The sequence below is a fragment of the Allomesorhizobium aridi genome (genome assembly GCF_043769475.1).
Taxonomy (GTDB): Bacteria; Pseudomonadota; Alphaproteobacteria; order Rhizobiales; family Rhizobiaceae; genus Allomesorhizobium.
On record NZ_CP171729.1, the window covers coordinates 5792236 to 5814716 of the forward strand.

At 63.8% G+C, this 22481-nt stretch carries 15 protein-coding genes, 1 tRNA gene and 1 pseudogene; 12 read left to right on the forward strand and 5 right to left on the reverse strand.

The window, feature by feature from the left end:
* Positions 1-92: 92 nt before the first annotated feature.
* The 3 genes from ACG873_RS30645 to ACG873_RS30655 all read left to right on the forward strand — a co-directional run bounded on the left by ACG873_RS30645 (position 93) and on the right by ACG873_RS30655 (position 2762).
* Positions 93-2135 (forward strand): hypothetical protein, encoded by a 2043-nt coding sequence (locus ACG873_RS30645; RefSeq protein ID WP_394889657.1) that lies wholly within the window; start codon positions 93-95, stop codon positions 2133-2135.
* 56 nt (positions 2136-2191) lie between these two features.
* Positions 2192-2485, forward strand: coding sequence for a DUF1360 domain-containing protein (locus ACG873_RS30650; protein WP_394889658.1), 294 nt, complete (start codon positions 2192-2194; stop codon positions 2483-2485).
* Positions 2486-2585: 100 nt separating this feature from the next.
* Positions 2586-2762, forward strand: a complete 177-nt coding sequence (locus ACG873_RS30655) for a hypothetical protein (RefSeq protein ID WP_394889659.1) — start codon at positions 2586-2588, stop codon at positions 2760-2762.
* Between the two features lie 69 nt (positions 2763-2831).
* Here the strand turns inward: ACG873_RS30655 and ACG873_RS30660 are convergent, their stop codons facing one another.
* Positions 2832-3707 (reverse strand): LysR family transcriptional regulator, encoded by an 876-nt coding sequence (locus ACG873_RS30660; protein ID WP_394889661.1) that lies wholly within the window; start codon positions 3705-3707, stop codon positions 2832-2834.
* Between the two features lie 470 nt (positions 3708-4177).
* Here ACG873_RS30660 and ACG873_RS30665 point away from each other — a divergent pair, with 470 nt between their 5' ends.
* The 5 genes from ACG873_RS30665 (at position 4178) to ACG873_RS30685 (ending at position 9562) form a co-directional block, all read left to right on the forward strand.
* The gene (locus ACG873_RS30665; RefSeq protein ID WP_394889663.1) at positions 4178-5137 is read left to right on the forward strand and encodes a DMT family transporter; all 960 of its coding nucleotides are present in this window, start codon (positions 4178-4180) and stop codon (positions 5135-5137) included.
* A gap of 317 nt (positions 5138-5454) precedes the next feature.
* Positions 5455-6555 (forward strand): polyamine ABC transporter substrate-binding protein, encoded by a 1101-nt coding sequence (locus tag ACG873_RS30670; RefSeq protein WP_394889665.1) that lies wholly within the window; start codon positions 5455-5457, stop codon positions 6553-6555.
* A 68-nt stretch (positions 6556-6623) separates the two neighbouring features.
* On the forward strand, positions 6624-7766 hold the full coding sequence (locus ACG873_RS30675) for an ABC transporter ATP-binding protein (RefSeq protein WP_394889667.1): 1143 nt from the start codon (positions 6624-6626) through the stop codon (positions 7764-7766).
* 6 nt (positions 7767-7772) lie between these two features.
* Complete coding sequence (locus tag ACG873_RS30680) at positions 7773-8747, forward strand: ABC transporter permease subunit (protein WP_394889669.1); 975 nt, start codon at positions 7773-7775, stop codon at positions 8745-8747.
* Positions 8744-9562 (forward strand): ABC transporter permease, encoded by an 819-nt coding sequence (locus tag ACG873_RS30685; RefSeq protein ID WP_394889671.1) that lies wholly within the window; start codon positions 8744-8746, stop codon positions 9560-9562. The genes ACG873_RS30680 and ACG873_RS30685 overlap by 4 nt, the downstream gene beginning before the upstream one ends.
* 23 nt (positions 9563-9585) lie before the next feature.
* Here ACG873_RS30685 and ACG873_RS30690 read toward each other — a convergent pair whose 3' ends face one another.
* A complete protein-coding gene (locus tag ACG873_RS30690) occupies positions 9586-11415 on the reverse strand; it encodes an AsmA family protein (protein WP_394889673.1) in 1830 nt (609 codons plus the stop codon).
* 441 nt (positions 11416-11856) lie between these two features.
* Between ACG873_RS30690 and ACG873_RS30695 the strand changes: the two are divergent.
* Positions 11857-13816 (forward strand): annotated as a pseudogene (locus tag ACG873_RS30695) (acetoacetate--CoA ligase).
* A 239-nt stretch (positions 13817-14055) separates the two neighbouring features.
* Here ACG873_RS30695 and ACG873_RS30700 read toward each other — a convergent pair.
* The 3 genes from ACG873_RS30700 to ACG873_RS30710 form a co-directional block, all read right to left on the reverse strand.
* The gene (locus ACG873_RS30700; RefSeq protein WP_394889675.1) at positions 14056-15786 is read right to left on the reverse strand and encodes an ABC transporter permease; all 1731 of its coding nucleotides are present in this window, start codon (positions 15784-15786) and stop codon (positions 14056-14058) included.
* A gap of 68 nt (positions 15787-15854) precedes the next feature.
* On the reverse strand, positions 15855-16904 hold the full coding sequence (locus ACG873_RS30705; RefSeq protein ID WP_394889677.1) for a Fe(3+) ABC transporter substrate-binding protein: 1050 nt from the start codon (positions 16902-16904) through the stop codon (positions 15855-15857).
* Between the two features lie 231 nt (positions 16905-17135).
* A complete protein-coding gene (locus ACG873_RS30710) occupies positions 17136-20774 on the reverse strand; it encodes an ATP-binding protein (protein ID WP_394889679.1) in 3639 nt (1212 codons plus the stop codon).
* A gap of 240 nt (positions 20775-21014) precedes the next feature.
* Here ACG873_RS30710 and ACG873_RS30715 point away from each other — a divergent pair, with 240 nt between their 5' ends.
* The 3 genes from ACG873_RS30715 to ACG873_RS30725 all read left to right on the forward strand — a co-directional run bounded on the left by ACG873_RS30715 (position 21015) and on the right by ACG873_RS30725 (position 22474).
* On the forward strand, positions 21015-21479 hold the full coding sequence (locus ACG873_RS30715; protein WP_394889680.1) for a phasin: 465 nt from the start codon (positions 21015-21017) through the stop codon (positions 21477-21479).
* Positions 21480-21827: 348 nt separating this feature from the next.
* Positions 21828-21904, forward strand: a tRNA-His gene (locus ACG873_RS30720).
* A gap of 264 nt (positions 21905-22168) precedes the next feature.
* Positions 22169-22474, forward strand: coding sequence for an antibiotic biosynthesis monooxygenase family protein (locus ACG873_RS30725; protein ID WP_394889681.1), 306 nt, complete (start codon positions 22169-22171; stop codon positions 22472-22474).
* Positions 22475-22481 lie beyond the last annotated feature (7 nt).

Sequence of the window (22481 nt, forward strand, 5' to 3'; positions counted from 1 at the left end):
TGACGTCGATCACATATCTCCTTGGCGCCTATCGCTAAGGTTGTTGGCTTGCGGATGTAGAACCCGCAGCCATGCCTAGAGGAGGGCCATCCATGAAATCGCCTGCCAAATCGGCCGCGCAAAAGGCCGAATTCGCTCCCGACAAACGCATCATCACCAAGATCCAGGCCGAGCGCCTTGCGTCGCTGGCCAAGATCGACGCCAAGGAACTGGTCGGCCACAGCATTGCCGACCTGGCCGAGAAGCTGAAATGGCGGATCGATCCCGAACTGTTCTTTTTCCGGCGCATCTGCGGGCGCGTCGTGAAGAAGGATCCGGTCACAGGCGTCGACTATCCCGTTCCCTTCGCGACCGTTGAGGTCCAGGACACCGATTGCGGTCTCGTCGCCTATTTTCCGCCGAACTGGAGATGGGGGTGGTTCTATCCCTTCCATTGCCGGCGCGAAGTCCTTGCCACGGTCAAGACCGACGAGTGCGGCCGTTTCTGCGTCTATATCCCGCGCTTCGACATCGACTGGATTCTGCGCTGGCGCCGCCACCGCGTCTGCCTGCCCGATATTTTCATCCGGCCCTCGATCAAGGATCTGGTCGCCATTCCGGAACTGGATCTGCCGGTGCCGCCCCGCCCGGGTCCGCTGCAGGAATTGCCCGGGCTGAAGCGCCACATTGCCGCGACGCTTGGCGGCGTTCATCCCGTGATAGCCGAACATTTGCAGAGCCCCTCGACGATCGACCGGGAAATGCTCTCCGAAGAGTTTGAGAGTGCGCGCGCCTTCCCGATGGAAATGCAGGCGCCTGTGCCGCTGGAATTCCAGAAAATGCTGAGCGGCGATGACGACATCGTGGGCAAGAAGCCGGCCGACCCGAACGAGGCCATCCGGGCGTCGGTCGCAAAACAGCTGGGCGTGCACCACCGGGAGATCGAGGGTTTTGATCTCAACCGGTTCATCGGTCCGTTCCATCGCTGTTTCGACATCTATCTTCCGCATTGGCAACTCCTCCTCGATGTGCCGGACATCACGTTCCGCGTCACCCAGGACACGGACGGCGACGGCGTCGAGGAAGTGATCTACTCGGAAGGCTATTTCGACGTGCGCTGGAATTCGGGCCCGATCCCGTCGGTCACGCTCGTCGCTTCCGACAGGGCACGCAGATCGCGGGTTTGCGATACCCCCAACGTTCCGTGCAAGGATGTACCCGAGATCCTTTTCGCCGGCCTGATGCCGCTCGACAACGCGTCATACTTCAATGCCGTGTCCGGCTATGCCGTGCGGCCGAACCGGCCAATCCCGCCTTCCGGGCCGCGTCCGCTGGCTAGGACTCCGTTCCTGGGCACGGTGCAACTCTATGGCTGCGTCAATGTGCCGAAGGCTCAGTTCTACCGGGTGCTGGCAAGCACCGACAACGGGGCGACGTTCAACGCGATAACCGGGCTTTCCTGGAACATTTATCCGATACCGTCGGGGGCGCCGCATCTTGTCACGCCCGACGCCGACGGCTGGTATCCTGTGCTGTCCAATCCCGCGGCATTCCACCCGGCAAATCTCGTACTGGATTGGCCGACGCCGACGCTGGCCAAGACACTTCTCAAGATCGAGGTGGGGGGCGCGGCGAAGAACCATCTCCAGTTCTCCGGTGTCGTCGCCATTCAGTCCGACAATACCGCGCCGACGGTGCATTTCGACACGCTGGCCTGGAAGTTCGCATCGGAAGGCGACAGCGCGTTCGGATTGCCCGGGCGGAACCTGCTGGTCCCATGTCCGACCATCAGGCGGGGCGCCATGCCGCAGGACGTCGACATACGCTTTGTCGCCTCGGTCACGGCGCACCACCTTCGCGATGCGGCGCTGACGACGCATGGGTGCGGCGGCGGATCCTTCTCGCTGCAGACGTCGCCGGCGGACACGTCTCACTGGCATGAAACGACCAGTGACAACACGGCCCTCCTGTCCGGCACCTACCGCCTGGCGGCTGGGGCGCTTGAGGGATCCTACGGCCTTGGCTGCGTCGCACGCAGCCGGGCGATGAACCCCTCCGGCGGCGATGGCGGGCATCTCGTCCCGCCCGACTGGAACTACGATCCGGTCTACGTCCGCGTACATCCTGAAGTGGATATCGCGGTCATCAACGCGTGAATTACTCCCGCGCGGCGGTTACGGCCGCCGCGCGGGACTTCCGTGGCAGGGTTCGGATGTCGCCTGAACTGACCTTCATTCTCATCAGCCTGGCCAGTTGGCGGATCGCGCATTTCATCGCGGCCGAGGACGGCCCCTTCGACGTCGTCGTCAAGCTGCGGGCGAAAGCGGGAAACCATATGCTGGGTCACCTGATGGACTGCTTCTATTGCCTGAGCCTTTGGCCGTCGGCCTTGTTCGCGCCCTTGCTTAGTGAGGGATGGATGGAATTCGTGCTTGTCTGGCTGGCTGCCTCCGGCGCAGCCTGCATTCTCGAGCAGGCGACGGCTGCCAAGCCGAATGCAACATAACGAACCGCGGGAGATACTCATGGGATGTTGTGGCCAGAACCGCCGGATGTGGCAGTCGCCGCCTAAACGGAGCCTGCCGTCTGAAACGTCGCGGCCGCCGATGCTGACCGCCGCCGTCGGCCTCGAATACCGGGGGGACACATCGATAGTCGTCGCCGGGCCGGTAACCGGCTTCACCTATGTGTTTCCGAAAGCCGGAGAACACCTTGAAGTAGATGGCCGCGACGCCCCGGAATTGCTTTCGTCTGGCGATTTCGCCCTCGCCAGCCATACGTGACGGGTATTTTCAAAGAAAATATTAGAGCCAGGCAGTTCGGCGCGAGCGGTGATGCGCAGGCTGATCCCGCTACCCTTCGCCAAGCGGCCGCTCACCTGCAAACAGTGGCGCGTGCGAGGTAAATAGCGCGGCCATCTTTTCGATGACCGCGCGTACCTCCGGCCGGTGGCGGTCGTCATTGTGCATGACCAGCCATTGCCCTTCCCGCAGTTCCGGCACCGGATCGCCGGCGCGTTCCAGCAGCGGGTCGCGGTCGCCCGCGAAGCAGGGCAGCATGCCCTTGCCGACGCCTGCCAGGATCAGGTCGTAGAGCGTCCGGGGCGTATTGGCCCAGGCGGCGATCGTCACGTCCTGCCGCACATTCAGCCATCGTGCGGTATTTGTGATCGCGTCCTCGGGCGATATCGCGACCCATGCCTCGGCATCCGGCCCCGGACGGTTGCGCGCGCGAAACGGTGCAAAGGCCACGTTATTCGTACGCCGGCCGGCAAGGCTTGGACTTTCCGGTGCGGCGTTGCGCACGCCGATCTCGATCTCGCGGTGCGCGATGTCGAGCCGTGCTTCGGCGGTCTTGAAGGCGATGCGGTAATTATCCTGCGGCGTCCACAGCCTGGAAAAGTTGGCGGCAAGGAAATTAGCGGTCCAGGTTCCGGCCGAAATCCGCACCACCGGCCGTCCTCCGTCCGCTTCGAGCCATTCTTCGATCGGCCTGGCGCTCGCCTCCACGGCAAGCGCCTTGGCTAGCAGCGCACGGCCATGCTCGGTCAACTCGTAGCCGGTCTGGCGCCGCACGAAGAGCGGGCGGCCCAAAACCTGCTCCAGCGCCAGCATGCGCCGCCCGACCGTGGCGGGGCTCGAGCCGAGTTCGGCCGCGGCCGCCGACAGCCCGCCGCCACGCGCCACGCGAACGAAAATCCGCAGATCGTTCCAGTCCAGGTTTTTCATAGCTGAAAAATATAGTGCGGATTTCAGCCGATGAACAGCTCGATGGCTGATCATATCATTCAATTACGAAACGAAAGCGAAAGGATCTGTCATGGACCAGATGATTGTTTGGACTTTCATTCATCGGGAAGGGTTGCGGATGCGGGCCAACCGTAGGCCGGTCGACTTCATTGACATCTACGAAGACAATTCGTCATCGCTTGGGCTCTTCCGGCGCATCGGTCGCCTGCTCGAATGGGCGAGAAACTGGCGAGTGTCGGGAAGGTCGACGTGTGACAGCGGGCAGCAAGACAGGATGAATGCCAGCGAAGGCAATTGCCGGCCAGGCGCGGAAACCATTCGTTTTGCCGAAAACGTGCCATAAATGGAACAAGCCGCTGGACCACGCGGCGGCCAGCCGTTTCGGATACGCCGCTCGTGTCCGCCTGTGCCTGTCATCCGGCGGCTCCTCGAACCGCCGATGGACCACTATGAACGACAGAGCCGCTTCGCAGCACTCGGTTGCCGCCGCGCCGCAGGCTTCGCGGCGCGAGGAGAATATCGGTCTTCTGCTCGTGTTCCTGTCGGCGCTGTTCTGGAGTTTTGGCGGGGCCATCGCCCGCTTCATCGAGACCGGGGATAGCTGGACCGTGGTGTTCTGGCGCTCATTCTGGGCGGCCGCCTTCCTGTTCGGTTTCATGATGTGGCGCGATGGCTGGCGCGGCATGCTAAAAATGTTCGGCGACATGGGCCTGCCCGGCTTCGCCGTGGCACTGTGCTTCGCTACCGCCTCGACTTCCTTCGTCGTGGCGCTGGCCTATACAACCGTCGCCAACATTCTCTTGATGCAGGCAGGCGTGCCGCTGATCGCGGCGCTGATCGCCTGGGTGCTGTTTCGCGAGCGCGTCGCCGGCGCGACTTGGGCGGCGATCGCCGCCGTCATCTGCGGCGTGGCGATCATGGTGTCGGAGTCTTTCAACGGTCAGGTGTCGCCGATCGGCGACGGGCTCGCGCTGCTGATCGCATTCGCGTTTTCGATCGCGACCGTCATCACCAGGCGCTTTGCCCATGTACGCATGACGCCGGCGACCTGCCTCGGCACTGTGTTTGCCGCCCTGTTCGCCTTCACCCAGGCCGAATATCTGGCGGTTGTGCCGCGTGATATGGGGTTCCTGTTCGCGTTCGGCGCGCTCAATCTCGGGCTTGGCCTGGCCTGCTTCGCCACCGGCGCCAGACTGATACCGGCTGCTTTCGCTGCACTCCTGGGCACGTTCGAAACCATACTCGGGCCGGTCTGGGTCTGGCTGATCCATGCCGAGGTGCCCTCGGCGCGCACGGTTCTCGGCGGGGCCGTCGTCTTCGTCGCCCTGCTGGTGCATATCGGGCTTGAATTCAAGCGCCAGACGCGGCCGCAAAAGCCCGGAACGACCGGAATGCCGTCCCCCCATTGACATCCTCGTCTGGGAGCGGGCAGGCTGGCGCATCGGCAACCAAACCACAGGCGTGTCTTGCCATTTCCGAAAGCCGACGCAGCAGGCGGCGGCGTCACAGATACGTTCGGTGAAGGCGTTCGCGCGAAGCTACGCCTCGCTGCCGAAACACTGGTGAAACTCAATACAAAGTCAACGCTATGCGGGGCGGCCATGCGGCTTTCGGGCACGCCGATTGCGGCTTGTCGCACTGCAAAAACGCCAATAGGCTTCGACCGATACTCGGCCGCTGATCCTTCGAACGAGCCGGGACGGAACACCGCACAGAGGAGAGCAAAATGATCCACAAAGCGCTATGGCTATCGGCCGCCTCGGCCGCCCTGGCCGCGGCCTTGACAGTTTCCGCGCAGGCGCAGGAACGCGTCGTCAACATCTACAACTGGTCGGACTATATCGACGAGTCGATCATCACGGATTTCACCAAGGAAACTGGAATCAAGGTCGTCTACGACGTCTTCGATTCCAACGAGATCCTCGAAACCAAGCTGCTGGCCGGCGGTTCGGGCTACGATATCGTGGTGCCGACACATAATTTCCTGGTCCGCCAGATCGAGGCCGGCGTCTACCAGAAGCTCGACAAGTCGAAGCTCCCCAACCTCTCCAACACGTGGGACGTGGTGAACGAAAGGGTCGCCAAATTCGACCCCGACAACGCTTACTCCGTCAACTGGATGTGGGGCACTGTCGGCATCGGCTACAACGTCGACAAGGTGAAGGCGGCCCTGGGCATCGACAAGGTCGACAGCTGGGACGTGTTCTACAAGCCCGAGAACCTCGCCAAGCTCGCAGGCTGCGGCGTCTATGTGCTGGATTCGCCGGCCGACATCATTCCGACGACGCTCAATTATCTCGGCCTGAATCCCGAAAGCACGTCCTCGGAGGATTTCGCCAAGGTCGAGGAGGCCCTGCTTGCGCTCCGGCCGCACATCCGCAAGTTCCATTCGTCCGAATACATCAACGCGCTGGCCAATGGCGACATCTGCCTCGCGGTCGGCTGGTCGGGCGACGTCTTCCAGGCGCGCGACCGCGCCGCGGAGGCCGACCAAGGCGTGGTCGTCGACTACGTCATTCCCAAGGAAGGCGCGGAAATGTGGTTCGATCAGATGGCCATTCCCGCCGACGCGAAGAACGTCGACGAGGCGCATGAATTCCTGAACTACATCATGAAGCCGGAAGTGGCGGCCAAGGCGACGAACTACGTCTATTTTGCCAACGGCAACAAGGCCTCGCAGCAGTTCATCGAGAAGGAGATACTCGAGGATCCCGCGATCTATCCCGACGAGGCGACCGCGCAGAAGCTGTTCACGGTCAATCCCTACGACCCGAAGACGCAGCGCGTAGTGACGCGCACCTGGACCAAGATCGTCACGGGGCAGTAGCAACCGCCTGGCAAAGCCCCGGCGACTGCGCCGGGGCCTTGCTGTCGCCGAACCAATCGGAGTGGAACATGAAGTCGCTTGGCAGCATCCGCAGGGATTTCGCGCCCTGGGCCGATCCCGGCGCCAAGCCATACATCTCCTTCGAGAACGTCACCAAGAAGTTCGGCGACTTCACGGCCGTCAACAATCTGTCGCTCAACATCTACGAGCGCGAGTTCTTCGCGCTGCTGGGGGCGTCGGGCTGCGGAAAATCGACGCTGCTGAGAATGCTGGCCGGCTTCGACGAACCGACTGCGGGCCGCATACTGCTCGACGGGCAGGATCTGCGCGGCATCCCGCCCTATCGCCGTCCGGTCAACATGATGTTCCAGTCCTATGCGCTGTTTCCGCATATGACGGTGGAAGCCAACATCGCCTTCGGCCTCAAGCAGGACAGCATGCCCAGGGCCGAGATCGACGCGCGGGTCGCCGACATGCTGAAGCTGGTCAAGCTCGAGCAGTTCGCCAAGCGCAAGCCGCACCAGCTCTCCGGCGGCCAGCGCCAGCGCGTGGCGCTCGCCCGCTCGGTCGCCAAGCGCCCCAAGGTGCTGCTGCTCGACGAGCCGCTGGGCGCGCTCGACAAGAAGCTGCGCGAGGAAACCCAGTTCGAATTGATGGATCTGCAGCAGTCGCTGGGCCTGACCTTCGTCGTCGTCACCCACGACCAGGAAGAGGCCATGACCATGGCCGACCGCATCGCCATCCTCGACAAGGGCGAGGTGATGCAGGTGGCGACTCCGGCGGAAGTCTATGAGGCGCCGGGCTCGCGCTTCGTCGCCGGCTTCGTCGGCAATGTGAACATGTTCGAGGGCAGGATCGCCGGGCGCACGGCAGCCGGCGCCGAGATTGCGGGCCCCAACGGCCTGACCATCGCCACCAGCGACGCGGGCGGCGCGGAGGCCGGAACGGCGGTCGCCTTCGCCATCAGGCCCGAGAAGATCAAGGTCTCCTCCAGGAAGCCGGCGGACATACTGGCCAATGCCATGGAGGGCGAGATCTTCGATATCGCCTACCTTGGCGACATGACCGTCTACCATGTCCGCCTGGACCACGGACAGGTGGTCAAGGCGAGTTCGCTCAACGCCTCGCGCATCACCGAAGATCCGCTGACCTGGAACGACCGGGCATGGATTTCCTTCCCGCCGGATGCCGGCGTCGTGCTGACGCGGTAGGGCGAGATGGCCGATACGGTAATCGACAGCGAGAGCGCAGCCGCGCCGGCCGCGCCTGAAAAGACGGTCGCCGGGCGCGCCTGGAACGCGATCACCGGCAGGCTCGTCATCCTCGTTCCCTATCTGTGGCTGCTCTTCTTCTTCCTCGCCCCGTTCGTTATCGTCTTCAAGATATCGCTGTCGCAGACCGCGATCGCCATGCCGCCCTATTATCCGGTGCTAAGCCTTGCGGAGGGCGTTTCGGGACTGCTGGACCAGTTGCGGCAACTCAGCATCGACAATTACGTCTGGCTCACCGAGGACGCGCTCTACTTCAATGCCTATGTGTCGAGCGTCGTCATCGCGGCGATCTCGACTTTCCTGACGCTGCTCGTCGGCTATCCCATCGCCTACGGCATGGCGCGCGCGCCGGCATCGCTGCGGCCGATGCTGCTGATGCTGGTGATCCTGCCGTTCTGGACCTCATTCCTGATCCGGGTTTATGCCTGGATCGGCATTCTGAAGCCCGAGGGCCTGCTCAACCAGTTCCTGATGGCGCTCAACATCGTCGACAGCCCGCTGATCATCCTCAACACCCATACGGCGATCTTCATCGGCATCGTCTATTCCTACCTGCCCTTCATGATCCTGCCGCTCTATTCGTCGCTGGAGAAGATGGACTATTCGCTGATCGAGGCGGCGAAGGACCTCGGCTGCACACCGAACGGCGCCTTCTGGAAGATCACATTCCCGCTGTCGCTTCCGGGCGTCATCGCCGGCTGCATGCTGGTGTTTATTCCGGCCGTCGGCGAGTTCGTCATTCCCGATCTGCTCGGCGGCTCGCAGACGCTGATGATCGGCAAGACGCTGTGGAACGAGTTCTTCGCCAACCGCGACTGGCCGGTATCGTCCGCGGTCGCGGTGATCCTGCTTCTGATCCTGATCGTGCCGATCATGATCTTCCAGAGCGCACAGGCGCGCGCGCAGGAGCAGGACCGATGAACGCGACCTGGAGCCGTTTTAATATCGCCTCGATCGTGTTGGGCTTCGCCTTTCTGTACCTGCCGATAGTGCTGCTGGTGATCTTCTCGTTCAACGCATCGAAGCTGGTCACCGTCTGGGGCGGCTTTTCGACCAAATGGTACGTCTCGCTGTTCAACAATCGCGGGCTGATGGACGCGGCATGGGTCACGATCAGGGTCGGCTTGATCTCGGCGACCGTCGCCACCGTACTCGGCACACTCGCAGCACTTACCCTTACGCGATACACGCGGTTTCGCGGCCGCGTGCTGTTTTCCGGCATGGTTTTCGCGCCGCTGGTCATGCCCGAAGTCATCACCGGCCTGTCGCTGCTGCTCCTGTTTGTCGCCGTCGGCTTCGACCGCGGGTTCATCACGGTCACGCTGGCGCACATAACGTTCTCGATGTGCTTCGTGGCGGTCGTCGTGCAGTCGCGCCTGGTCAGTTTCGACCGTTCGCTTGAGGAAGCGGCGATGGATCTTGGGGCGCCGCCGGTGAAGACCTTTTTCCAGATCACGCTGCCGGTCATCATGCCGGCCATCGTGTCGGGCTGGATGCTGGCCTTCACTCTCTCGATCGACGACCTCGTAATATCGAGCTTCACTTCCGGTCCGGGCGCCACAACGCTGCCGATGAAGATCTACAGCCAGGTGCGGCTCGGGGTGACGCCGGAGATTAACGCGGCCTGCACGCTTCTGATCGCCATCGTCGCGCTTGGCGTGATCGCGGCGTCTCTCGCCAACAAGCACCGCGAGGTGCAGCGCCTGCGCGACGAGCAGACGGCGCTGAGGGGATAACGCCCGCTGAGGCGTGGGTCCGGCTATTCCACCGGTTGGGGAGGAGCAACCGGCGAGATGAAGGGTGCGCTCCACGACCCGCCGACGAAGAACGTTGCCGGCGGGCCGGCTTGCGCCTGCTGCCCTGTTTGCGTGACGCCGCCCGAAAGCGCCAGTCCGCGGCCGACATAAGGCACGATGCCCTCGAGCCACAGCGTGTGGCCGGCGGCCCGGGCCTCAGCCTTTTCTATCCGCGCAACGCCGTTGGCGACGCTCGCCTTGAACTCCGCGCCGGCGATCGGCAGCGTGCCTTTGGACACCTCGTCGAGCGCGAAGAACCCGCCCTGCCTGATGCGATTCAGCAGGCCGGCGAGGTCGAGGCGGGAGAGTGCGCCTTGCCCGAGATTGGCCGATATCGAGCCCGACGCGTTTTCCAGTATCGATTCCCACGAGGCGCCAGGGCCCTTCAGGATCACCGAGATCGTACTTTGGCCGACGGGCACGATCCGCGTCATGCCTGCGGCGCTGGCCAGCGCTCCGGCGTCCACACCGGAAGCCAGAAGCCGCATTTCGGCATGCGGGAGGGCCGGCCCGCCGTCGAAGCGGATGCCGGCCTGTATGGCGCCGCCGAAAGCGGTGGCGTCGGAGACGTCGAGCACGGCCAATTCGTTCCTTACCTGGATGGTGGCCGCGACATCGGCCAGGTTGACCGATCCCGCTACGGCGCGCGCCGCCGACAGCCTGAGGTCGATATCGGCCCAGCCGGCCAGCCCGGCATCGGCGTCCTTGGCATCGCTTTCGGCGGCGAGCGTCAGCGGCGTGAATGCCGAAAGCAGAGAACCGAGATCGATGCCGTCGAAGGCCAGCGAGCCCGACAGGGCCGGCCGGCTCGGGTTGAATTCGAGATTGAGAGCTCCCTCGCCCCGGTTCCCGTCGAGCGCAAGGGCTGCATTCTCGAATTTCACACGGCTGGCGTCACCGACGATGCGGCTGGTGAACGTCGCCGAGCCGCGCGGCAGGGCAGGGGCGATGGGCGATCCCCACCATTGCGCCGCCCGCTGGAGCGATGGGACGGCAAACCTTGCGTCGCCGTCGACATAGGCGCTGCCGGCCAGCTTCGCCGAACCTGTGAAGGACGCCGTCGCGGATGGTGCAGTGATGCTCGCCGTCAGCGGCGCGGCGGCGCCGGCAAACAACGAAAGCGGGTTCCCGGACGACACGTCGATAGCCACAGTCTCGTCGCGCCATGTCGCCTTGGCCGACAGCGCGCCGGCCTCGTCGAGGGCCGGCCAGCTTACCCTGCCGGCGATGCCGGTGGCGATGTCGGTGATCTGGCCGCCTTCGTGGAGCACAACCCGGCCGCCGCTGATTTCAACTGCGCCGAAAGGATCAGACGGCAATTCGCCGGGATCGTCGGGGTTTTCGGCCAATGCATGGCGGGCCTCGGCGATGGCCGCCGCGATGCGGCCGCCGCTCGGCAGTTCGGGCATGTAAGCGCCGTTCGTGGTGCGCTCGATATGCAGGGTGGGGTTGACGAAGCGTGCGCTTGAAAACGCGACATCGCCGCGCAGCGCCGCGAGCGCCGACAGTTCGATCTCGACACGCTCGGCAGTGATGACCGGCGGGCCGGACGGGCTCTGCCATGGCGAGAGCCGGACATCGGTGAGGATTGCCCGGAAGGTCGGCCAGACCTCGATCTCGGGCGGCGCGCCGATGCTGACCTCGTATCCGCTCCAGAAACTCATCTCCAGCGCGATCCGGTCGCGCACGATGCGGGTCGATGCGATCAGCGGGAGCGTGAACACGATCAGGCTGGCAAGGACAGCGGCGGCGACGAGCCCCCATATTGTCCGCCTGACGAGAGATGATGGCATGGTGCCCCGTTTCCTCATCCGGCCAAGGCCGGGTGCCGTGCCGATTACTACGAGCGGTTGCCTTTAGGTGTGTTGAGATTCAGGTCAGGCCGAGTCGAGAATGATGGCTCTAGAGAACCGGAGCGGAGCGTACGTTTGGTACGTGAGCACCGGAAGCGCAGAAAGCCGTCATTTGCAGGCCGGCATCACCTGAATATCAACATATCCTAGACCGGTTTATCCGACGGCCACTGCTTTTCAAGCCTTTGTGGCCACGGCATGGCATTTGCGCACAGCCGCGTGCCGCTCCGGGCCGACATCTTGCTCTGCTGCATTGCAACATGCATAACCGGCAACTGCCGTCGGGGCCTGTTCGTTTCGGTCAGAATCGAAAGGTCTCGCCTTGAGCAGGATCATATCCGAAAAGAGTTCAGCTTTTCGGATGATGTTTGGGAGGACATCGTGGCCGACACCGCTCCGCTTTGGACGCCGACACAGGATCAGGTCGCCTCCGCGCCGATGACCGCATTCATGGCGGCCGCTTCGGCCAGGGCGGGCGCGGAGTTCACGCGCTATGACGATCTTCACCGTTGGTCCATCGACGAGCGCGAAGCCTTCTGGAGCCTGGTCTGGGATTTTTGCGGCATCGTCGGCGAGCGCGGCGAAGTCGTCCTTGCGGACGGCGACAGGATGCCGGGCGCCGCCTTCTTTCCGGACGCGCGGCTGAATTTTGCCGAAAACCTGCTGAAGAAGACCGGCGGTAACGACGCTATCGTCTTCAGGGGCGAAGACAAGGTCGAGCGGCGCATGTCGTGGGACGACCTGCACGCCCTGGTTTCGCAGCTCCAGCAACTGTTCCGATCGCTCGGCGTGAAGCAGGGCGACCGCATCGCCGCCATGATGCCCAACATGCCCGAGACCGTCGCCGCCATGCTTGCGGCTGCGTCGCTCGGTGCCGTCTGGTCGTCCTGTTCGCCGGATTTCGGAGAGCAGGGCGTGCTCGACCGGTTCGGCCAGATCGAGCCGGTCGTCTTCATCGCGCCGGACGGCTACTGGTACAATGGCAAGGCGATCGAGGTCGCCGACAAGATCGCCGCGGTTTCGGCGAAACTCCCGACCGTGCGCAAGGTGCTGATCGTCGGGTATCTCGGCACCGCCGGCGACGTGGCGGCGGTGATCGACAAGGCGGATGCGGCTCGAGGAGGCGCTCGCGCCTTTCGCGCAGTCGAAGCTCACGTTCGAGCAACTGCCCTTCGCGCATCCGCTCTACATACTGTTCTCGTCGGGCACGACCGGCATTCCGAAATGCATCGTCCACTCGGCTGGCGGCACGCTGATCCAGCATGTCAAGGAACAGCGGCTGCATGCAGGGATCGAAGACGGCGCCCGCTTCTTCTATTTCACCACCTGCGGCTGGATGATGTGGAACTGGCTGGTCTCGGGCCTGGCGTCGGGCGCGACGCTGCTGCTCTACGACGGGTCGCCTTTCTATCCCGACGGCAATGCAATCTTCGATTTCGCTGAAGGCGAGAGGATGACCTATCTCGGCACCTCGGCCAAGTTCATCGACTCTGTGCGCAAGGCCGGCTTACGGCCCATCAAGACGCACGATCTCTCGATGGTGCGGACGATCTCCTCCACCGGTTCGCCGCTGTCGCCGGAGGGTTTTGCCTTCGTCTATGACGGCATCAAGGGCGACGTGCATCTGGCTTCGATTTCAGGCGGCACCGATATCGTGTCCTGTTTCGTGCTCGGCGTGCCGACGGAGCCGGTGTGGAGCGGCGAGATCCAGGGGCCTGGCCTCGGCATGGCCGTCGATGTATGGGACGACGACGGCCAGCCGGTGCGGCAGGAAAAGGGCGAATTGGTCTGCACGAAGGCGTTTCCGGCGATGCCGATCGGCTTCTGGAACGACCCGGACGGCAGAAAATACAGAAGCGCCTATTTCGAGCGCTTCGACAATGTCTGGTGCCATGGCGACTTCGCCGAATGGACCGAACATGGAGGCATCGTCATCCATGGCCGGTCCGATGCCACGCTCAATCCGGGCGGCGTGCGCATCGGCACTGCGGAAATCTACAATCAGGTCGAGCAGTTGCCGGAGATCGCCGAGGCGCTGTGCATCGGCCAGGATTTCGAGGGCGACGTGCGCGTCGTGCTGTTCGTACGGCTGGCCGGAGGCGTCACACTCGACGAGGCGTTGGAAAAGCGTATCAAGGCCAAGATACGCACCGGCGCCAGCCCGCGCCACGTGCCGGCGAAGATCGTCGCGGTCGCCGACATACCGCGCACCAAATCGGGCAAGATCACCGAACTTGCGGTGCGCGACATCGTCCATGGACGCGCGGTCAAGAACAAGGAGGCGCTGGCCAATCCCGAGGCGCTCGACCTTTTCCGCGACCTGCCGGAGCTTCGCTCCTGAGCGCCGCGAACATGGTTAAGCAATGATGACTGGCAAATTTACCTCGTTTTCACGAGTGGTACACTTTCGTAAATTTTCCGGGGTTCCGGTAAGGATTTGTTAAGAGACTGCGCTGATATTCGCACGTAACTTGACGGAGAAATCCTGTTCCTCAGCCCCGAGGAAGCTTCTATCGCTCAAGCCCCCGTTGTGACAGCATCCCATTAAATTCAGGCGTCCTTTTGGACGCCTTTTTCTTTTCACGCCATCGAGGCGGCACGGTCGCGAGCGAGCGCGCGCGAAAGCAAGATGACCGGCACGGTCGCGGTCCCGATGATCAGCAGCGCGGCCACCGCCCCATCCTCGACTACAGCGCGCGAAGCGTTCTCATAGACCAGCGTTGCCAGCGTGTTGAAGCCGAACGGCCGCAGCAGGATGGTCGCCGAGAGTTCCTTGACCGTGTCGACGAAGACCAGCACCAGCGCGGTAAGGATCGCCGGCTGCAGCAGGGGCAGGAGCACGAGGGCGGCGCTCTTCGCCGGCGTCTTGCCGAGGCTGCGGGCAGCTTCGTCGAGATGCGGCGGCAACTTCTCCATGCCGGAGCGAACCGCGCCTTCGGCGAGCGCCAGGAAGCGGATCGTGCAGGCGAGGATGACGGCCGCCGCCGAGCCGGTCAGCATGAGGCCGGTCGAGAAGCCGAACTGTTCTCGGGCGAAGAAATCGATGGCGTTATCGATGCGGGCAAGCGCGAAGAGCAGGCCGAGGCCCATGATCGTGCCCGGCAGGGCGTAGCCGACGGAGGCGACGCGCACCAAAATCGTCGTGAGCGGCGAGCGCGAAAGCCTTACCGCGTTGATGAGGAGCAGAGCCAATCCGACCGTGAGAAGCGCGGCGGAGCCGGCCGTGAAGACGCTGTTCAGGAAGGCCTCGCCGAGATCGGCGTTGATCAGCCGGTCGAGCCGGCGCGAAGCATACTGCCCGAACACCAGCAGCGGAACGCCGAAGCCGAACAGGACCGGCAGCGATACGGCGACGAGCGCACCGGCCTGGCCAGCCGCGCTCAGCCGGGCGCGGGGAGGGCGCGCCTTCAACTGGGTGCCGCGTACATTGTGGAAGCGTTGCCGCCGCCTGGCGAACTGCTCGGCGGCAAGCAGCAGCAGCACCAGAACCAGCATCAGCATGGCGATTTGGGCCGCGCCCTCGAGACTGCTGCGGTTGATCCAGGTGGTGAAGACGGCGGTGGTCAGCGTGCGCACGCCGAGGAATTCGGAAGCGCCGATGTCGTTGATCGTTTCCATCAGCACCAGGGCTACGCCGGCGCCTATGGCAGGGCGCGCCACGGGCAGAAGCACGCGGAAGAACACCTTTGCCGGCCTTGCGCCGAGAGTGCGCGCCACATCGGCGATGTTGCGGCCCTGCATCAGGAACACGACCCGGCTGGTCAGATAGACGTAGGGGTAGAGCACGCAAGTCAGCACGAAGGCCGCGCCTTCGGTCGAGCGGAGATCGGGAAACCAGTATTGCTGCGGGCTGTCGAAGCCGAACATCTCCCTGAATGCCGACTGGACCGGGCCGGTGAACAGGAAGAACTCGGCGAAGGCGTAGGCGGCCAGATAGGGCGGCACGGCGAGCGGCAGCACCAGCGCCCAGGAAAAAAACGGCCGCAGCGGAAAATCATAGCCGACGACAAGCCAGGCCGTGGCGACGCCGATGATTGCGGTTCCGGCCGATACCATGGCCAGCAGCCACAGCGTCGTCAGGGTCGCGCCGGGTAGCACGTTGCGGGCCAGGTGGGGCCAGTCCTCTCCGGTGCCGGACAGAGCGATGGCGGCGAGCGTGACGACGGGCAGGAGAACGATCGCGCAGATCGCGAACGCCAACGCGACGACGAAGGGATGCCGGTAGCGCTTCACCGGCGGAGCTGCGGCGATCCGCGGCAAGTCCTCGCCGGCGGCGGCAATTCGCTTTGCTTGGTCCGGCGCCAGCGTCATGGTCTTTCAATAACGGAAGGCCGGACCGCTTTCACGGACCGGCCTTCGCGCGTCATCCCGGACCGGGCTTAGCTGGACGGACCGTCGTCGAGGCCGACGCGGTCGACCATCTCGGAAGCGGTCTTGCGGTTCTTGGCGATATCGGCGAGCGGCAGCGTGTCGGCCTTCAGTTCGCCGAACGCCTTCACGACTTCGGAGGGCTCAAGGCCCGGCTCGACCGGATATTCGAACACCTGCTCGGCATAGACCTGCTGCGCCTTGTGGCTGGACAGGAACTGGATGAGCTTCACGCCGTTGTCGCGGTTCGGCGAATTCTTGGCGAGTGCGGCGCCCGAAATGTTCACATGCGTGCCGCCTTCCTCGAAGGTCGGGAAGACCACGTTGATGGCAGCCGCCCATTCCTTCTGCTCGGGCTCCTTCTCGTTGGTCTGCATCAGGCCGACATAGTAGGTGTTGCCGAGCGCGATATCACATTCGCCAGCCGCAATCGCCTTGGCCTGGTCGCGGTCGCCGCCGTCGGGCTTGCGCGCGAGATTGGCCTTAAAGCCTTTCATCCATTCTTCGGTCTTTTCCGCACCCCAATGCGCGATGGCCGCGGAGAACAGCGCGAGATTGTAATCGTGCTGGCCGGAGCGGATGCAGATCTTGCCCTTCCACTTCGCGTCGGCGAGGTCGGCATAGGTCAGCGCGGTTTCGGTCACGCGATCCTTCGACGCATAGACGACGCGGGCGCGCTTGGTCAGGCCGAACCAGTGGCCTTCCGGATCGCGGTATTCGGCAGGCAGGTTGCCGTTGACGGTCGCGTCGTCCAGCGCCTGCGTGACGCCCTTTTCCTTGGCGTTGGTCAAGCGGGCGATGTCGACGGTCAGGATCACGTCGGCAGGCGAATTCTGGCCCTCGGCCAGGATCCGGTCTTCCAGGCCCTTGTCGAGGAACAGCACCTCGGTCGCGATGCCGGTCTCGGCCGTGAAGGCGTCGAGCACCGGCTTGATCAGGTCGGGCTGGCGATAGGAATAGATGTTCACCGTGCCGTCGGCGAGCGCCGAGCCGGCGAACAATGCGGCAAATGCGAATGCTGCGCAGCCGGCCGCTTTCGACCGGGCTTTCGTGAAGGTCATGACACTCTCCTGTCCGTCGAGGGGTTCAAGGCCCCGGGGGGCGTTCCTGCATCGGCTCCGGTGTCGGAACCGAACGTCTATTGGGCGAAATCCGGCGGGGGGTCAAGGGAAAGGGTAATAAATTCAATAGTTTAGAATTATTCTAAACTGGATAAATTTACACAGCTTTTCAATGGTTTGGAGGGAATGCCGCGGGACTTCGCCACTGCCTCGGCCCGGAAGATTTCGGCGTCAGTCCGCCAGCACCCGCGTTGAGGGAAATGTGACCTCCACGAGAGTGCCTTCACCCGGCGTCGAATTGATCGCGAACCGCGCCCGGTTGGCCTCCACCATCGCCTTGGTGAGCGGCAGGCCGAGCCCGGTGCCGTCGCCGCGCGTCCGCTTCAGCGAATTGATCTGCTTGAACGGCTTCAGCGCCTGCTCGATCTCGGCTTGGCTCATCCCGATGCCGGTATCGCGCACCCGCATGACGATGTCGCCGGACGGCTCGTAGGCGGTCGAGATGATGACCTGTCCGCCGGCCTGCGTGTAGCGCACGGCATTCGACAGTATGTTGAGCGCGATCTGGCGTATGCTGCGCAGATCGGCGACGACTTCCGGCAATTTGGAGGCGAAGCTCGAGCGGATGATGACCCGCTCGCGATTGGCCTGCGGCTGCATCATGGCGACGGTTTCGGCGAGCGTGTCGTTGAGCGACACCGCCTCATAGGCCATTTCCTGCTGCCCGGCCTCTATCTTGGAAATATCGAGCAGATCGTTGACGAGGTCGAGCACATGGTTGCCCGAGCGGTTGATGTCGCGCAGGTAGTCGCGATAGCGGTCGTTGGCGACGGGGCCGAAACGCTCGTCGATCATCAGTTCGGAAAAGCCGATGATGGCGTTGAGCGGCGTGCGGATCTCGTGGCTGACCCGCGCCAGGAAATCGGTCTTCTGCGACGACGCCCGCTCGGCGAGCGCGCGCGCCTGCGTCAGTTCCTCTTCGGCGCGTTTCCACTGTGTGATGTCGCGCACCACGGCGCAGTAACCGCTGTCGCCAGGCAATTTTCCGATAGTCATGAATAGCGGTATGAAGCGGCCTTGAGCCTCACGGCCGATGACCTCGCGGCCGTCGTTCAGAACGCTGGCGACGCCGTGATCGGAGAGCCCGTTGAGGTAGTCGCGCGCCGAACGCTGGCTTTCTATGGCGAACAGCGAGATGAACGGCTTGCCGGCGACCTCGTCGCTGTCGAAGGAAAACAGCGCCTCGGCCGGCCGGCTGATCGAACGGATGGTGCCGTCATTGGCGATCAGCACCACGCCGTCGGTCGCCGTGTCGATGATGGTGCGCATCTCCGCCACGCGGGCGCGCAGCTCCTGCTCCTCGGCCGAGCGGAGCGGCGGCGCGGGTTCGACAGGCTCTTCCTCGCCCGTCCGCCGCACAACCAGCATCAGCGCCTTGCCGCCGTTCCACGGCACCGAGCGCAGCAGCGCGTCGATCGGGAACTCCAGTCCGTCACGTGCAGAAAGCCTGAGCGAGTGGTCGGCTTCGTCGGGCTGCTCGCCGCCATAAGGATCGGAAAACAGCGCATCGAGCCCGCCGGCCTCGGCCAGTTGCTCGACCGAATCATAGCCGGTCAAATGCAGGAACTCGTCATTGGCGTAGTGAAGCGCGTCGCCCGAATGGATCAGCACCGGCACCGGCAATTTTGCCAGTATGCCGGTATCGGCGGGCAGCTTTTTTCGCGGCTCGGCTTCGGCGGCTTCGGGGTTTTCGATGTGCTCGGCGGCTTCGTCAGGCAGGGGGGCGCCACTTTCCATTGCGCCCGCGAGTTCCGCAGGCTCAGCGGCTTCGGTCCCTTCTTCCGCGTCTGGCTCGGCATCGGCAGTCTCAGTCGGCTCCGCAGCATCTGCCGCGGCAGTTTCCGCTTTGACAGCCTCCGGCCCCTCAGCTTCGACTATTTCCTCGGCGTCGGCTGCCGCAGCCTCTTCGATTTCCACGGCCGCTACTGGCTCCGTGGCCGCTTGGTCCTCGGATGGGATGGTTGTTTCGGATGTCTCAGGGGTCGCCGCCGCAGATGTTTCGGCCCGAGCGCCGGTTTCGACAGCCGGGGCTTCCCCGTCCACGCCTGGTGGCGCTTCACCGGTTATGTCGTTCGCCGCGCCTTCGTCAGCCTTTGGAGCGGGGGAAGTTTCCTGTTCCGCTGCCGCCGCATCCGCTTGCTCCGGCGCGGCGGGCTCGCCGATCAGCTTCAGCCGCTCGCCGATTTCGCGGAACGCGCTGCGCTCGACGCTCGACAGGCCGCCCTTTTCCGGCGCCGGCTGGCGATGCTCGGCGAGCCGGATCACCTTGTCGGCGAAGCGGCGGTCCGGCTTCGGCACGATCGAAAGCGCCGGCACCTCGCCCTTGAACGGATCGGCGGGCTTGGCAGGGGCAGGCTGGATGTCTTCCACCGACGCTTCGGCAGGTCCCGGCTCTTCCGCTTTCGCCGGCTGCTCGACCAGCACGAGGCCGATCCCCTCCGGATCGGCGACGGCTTCCGCGCCGCGGGCGACGCCGAAGCCGCGGAAACCCTGAAAGTCGCGGTCGCGGCCATATACGGGCAGGGCGGCGAGATCGATGGGTACCTTCAGAGCGGTTCCGGCGACCGGCCACAGCACCGAGCGGCCCGACCAGGTGTCGCGGCGGTCGAGCAGGCCGGCGATTTCGCCCGATGGATCCAGTGCGAACGTCGCTGCGACATCGGCGAACCGGCGGCCGACGACATCGGCGGCGAGCGCGCCGACCGCGCCTGCAAATTCCGGCGAGATGGCGCTGAACCGGCCTTCGGCGTCGGTGCGCCAGACGAACCGCACAGGCGTCATGGTCCGCTCGGCCTTGGCGGTCGCCTGTCGGGGCTCCTCAGGCCCGCCGGTCGCGGCCTCTGTTTTCGGGGCTTCGCCGGGCGCGCTGAAGTACCAATGGTCGAGTTGCGCCGGCGCGTCGGCCGTGGTTTTCTTCCGCTCGGCCGGCGCTTTCTCCCGCTCGGCCGGCGCTAAATTCTCTCCGGCGGCCGGTTCAGGAGGGGTGGCCGGCATTGTCGGTTTTTCCCGTTGGGGCAGCGGACTTGCCGGCGCCGCTGCGGAATTGTCCTGCTCGACCGGCGCCGCGGCAGCAGATTCCGGTTGTGGTCTTTTCGGCGCGGGCTGAACGGCCTCGTCCGCCGGCAAGGCCGGCTCTTCGCCTGCGGCCCGGCGTTCGTCTATCACCACCAGAAGGTGCCTGGCGGGGTCGTCGGTGAGCCGAGCCAGCCCCGCCGGCAGCGCGGCCGCGCCGCCGCGGATGACGCGACGGGCGATGCGCTCCGGCCCGCCGCCGATCTCCGCGACAAGGCCGGCCAGCGTCTCCCGCGAAATGCCGAGTTCGCCGAAGCCGGCCGAGGCAGCCTCCACCCCGCCGCGCCCGTCTACGAAAGCGACGAAATGGCCGGGCTCGTTGAAGCCGCCGATCGCGCGTTCGGCGGTTTCCGCGGAAGCCCTCGCCGCGCCCGGGAAGGGGGCGGCGAGCAGTATCGCATTTTCGCCGTCCGGCAGCGTGATCGCGCTGGCGACGAAGGCAACGGCATGGCTGGTGAGGCCGGTCGTCATGCGAACCATCAACGGCTTGTCGCGCCCGATGTCCGGGAATCCCCTGACGGCCATGATCTGGCGCCTGGCCGGCAAGCCGAGGCGGCTCGGTGCGCCCATGATCGCTTCGATGTCATCATGGCCGAAGAGTTCGGCGCCAGGCCCGTTGGCCCAGATCACCTGTTCGAGGTCGCTCGAAAGGATCACGAGCGCATCGCCGGCCGCGAAACGCTCGCGCACCTCGTCGAGTATGGCCACATCGATGAACGAATAGGATGCTGACGGCATGCGCTTGCTGGACCACTCTTGCAGGCAATTAACCCTTTGTTAATAAAACCCTATGGCCCCCGCGTCCACAGAGCAGCGGGCGAACCCGGCGGAAAATCGGTGTTTGGTTAACGTGCCGCCCAGAAATTTTGGTGCATCGCAACAATTTTGTTGCAACGCACCATGCGCTGTATTATACATGCGGACATGAATGAACGAGACGGCTTTCTTCAAGGCTGTCCACTGAAAAAGGATGGAAATATGTCCAAGACTGCAGGCAAGACCACCGACACCATTGAGAACATCGAATTCCCGACCTTTGATGCCTCCAAGGCCACCGACCAGTTTCGCGCCATCGCCGAGAAGGGCGTCGAGCAGTCGAAGGAAGCCTATTCGAAGTTGAAGACTGGCGCCGAGACCACCCAGAAGGCCCTCGAGTCGACCTTCGAGACTGCCAAGACCGTTGGCAACGACGTTTCGCTGAAGGCGATCGCCGCCATGCGCGCCAATGCTGAAGCCAGTTTCTCGCACCTCGAGGCGCTGCTCGGCGTGAAGTCGGTTTCCGAATTCGTAGAACTGCAGACCTCCTTCCTGCGCAAGCGCGTCGAGATGACCGTCGAGCAGGCCAAGGATCTCCAGGCTGTCACCACGAAGGCCGCCGAGGACGTGTCCAAGCCGATGAAGGACGTCTTCGAGAAGGCGATCAAGGAACTCAAGGTCGCCTGACGCGTTCAGTCGATCGGAAATACCTGAAAGGCGGCACCTCCTCCCGCCGTCTTTCGGGACTTCGGCCAGCACTTCCTCCCGCTGGTCCGATATAGGAAAAGGCCGGCACCTCCTCCCGCCGGCCTTTTTCTTTGCCCGGACGCAGCATTCGCCGGCGACCCGGACGCAGCATTCGCCGGCGATTCGGCGCGCATTCGGCGCGGGCTTTCGGCCTGCGGCGAAATCGAACGGCGGCTCCGCCCCAAACGTCTTGAAATGTCCTTCGTTTGCCCGTATTGGACGCTTCGTTGGCGATAGGCGCCCGAGCCGGACCATACATGGTTCAGGCGATGCCGCCCGCCCGAATGTGCGGTTGTAGCTCAGTTGGTTAGAGCGCCGGATTGTGGATCCGGAGGTCGGTGGTTCGAGCCCACCCAACCGTACCAATTCCTCCCCGCTCGTTTCGCCATATCCCAAGCTACAAATCCGTCGCTTCGCTCGAAGATCGCGTGAAAAAAGCGGCTTCGATGAGCGAACGATACTGATAGGGCATATTTTCGGACGTCTGGAGCATGTGCGGCTCGAGGGAAGTTCGTGAAGTTCCACGCGAAAACGACGGATATTCCGCGCAAGAGCGATATGGCTTTGGAGCGGAAAAATGATACGCTCGCCGGCATTGGTAGATATTACTGGCTGGTGGGGAGCTAGTTATGACAGCCTATGGCGTAGTTCGATTTCGCCCGAAACCGGGTCATGAGGAAGAGTTTGAAACGACGTTCCGCCGCTTGCCTCGTAATTTCGAGGGGTTGAGGAAGTTCGCGCTCATCAAAACCGGCGAGGGAACCTACTGCTCGATTAGCGAGTGGGAAAGTTACGATCACATGGTCGCGGCTCGGCCGAAGATGGCCGGCAATCTCGACCAATTCCGCCACACACTGGAGAAATTCGAGGGAGACCTGGGCGTCACGGATGCGGTCTCGGGCGAGGCCATTTTCGAGATGACATCGGGCGGATAGCGACGGT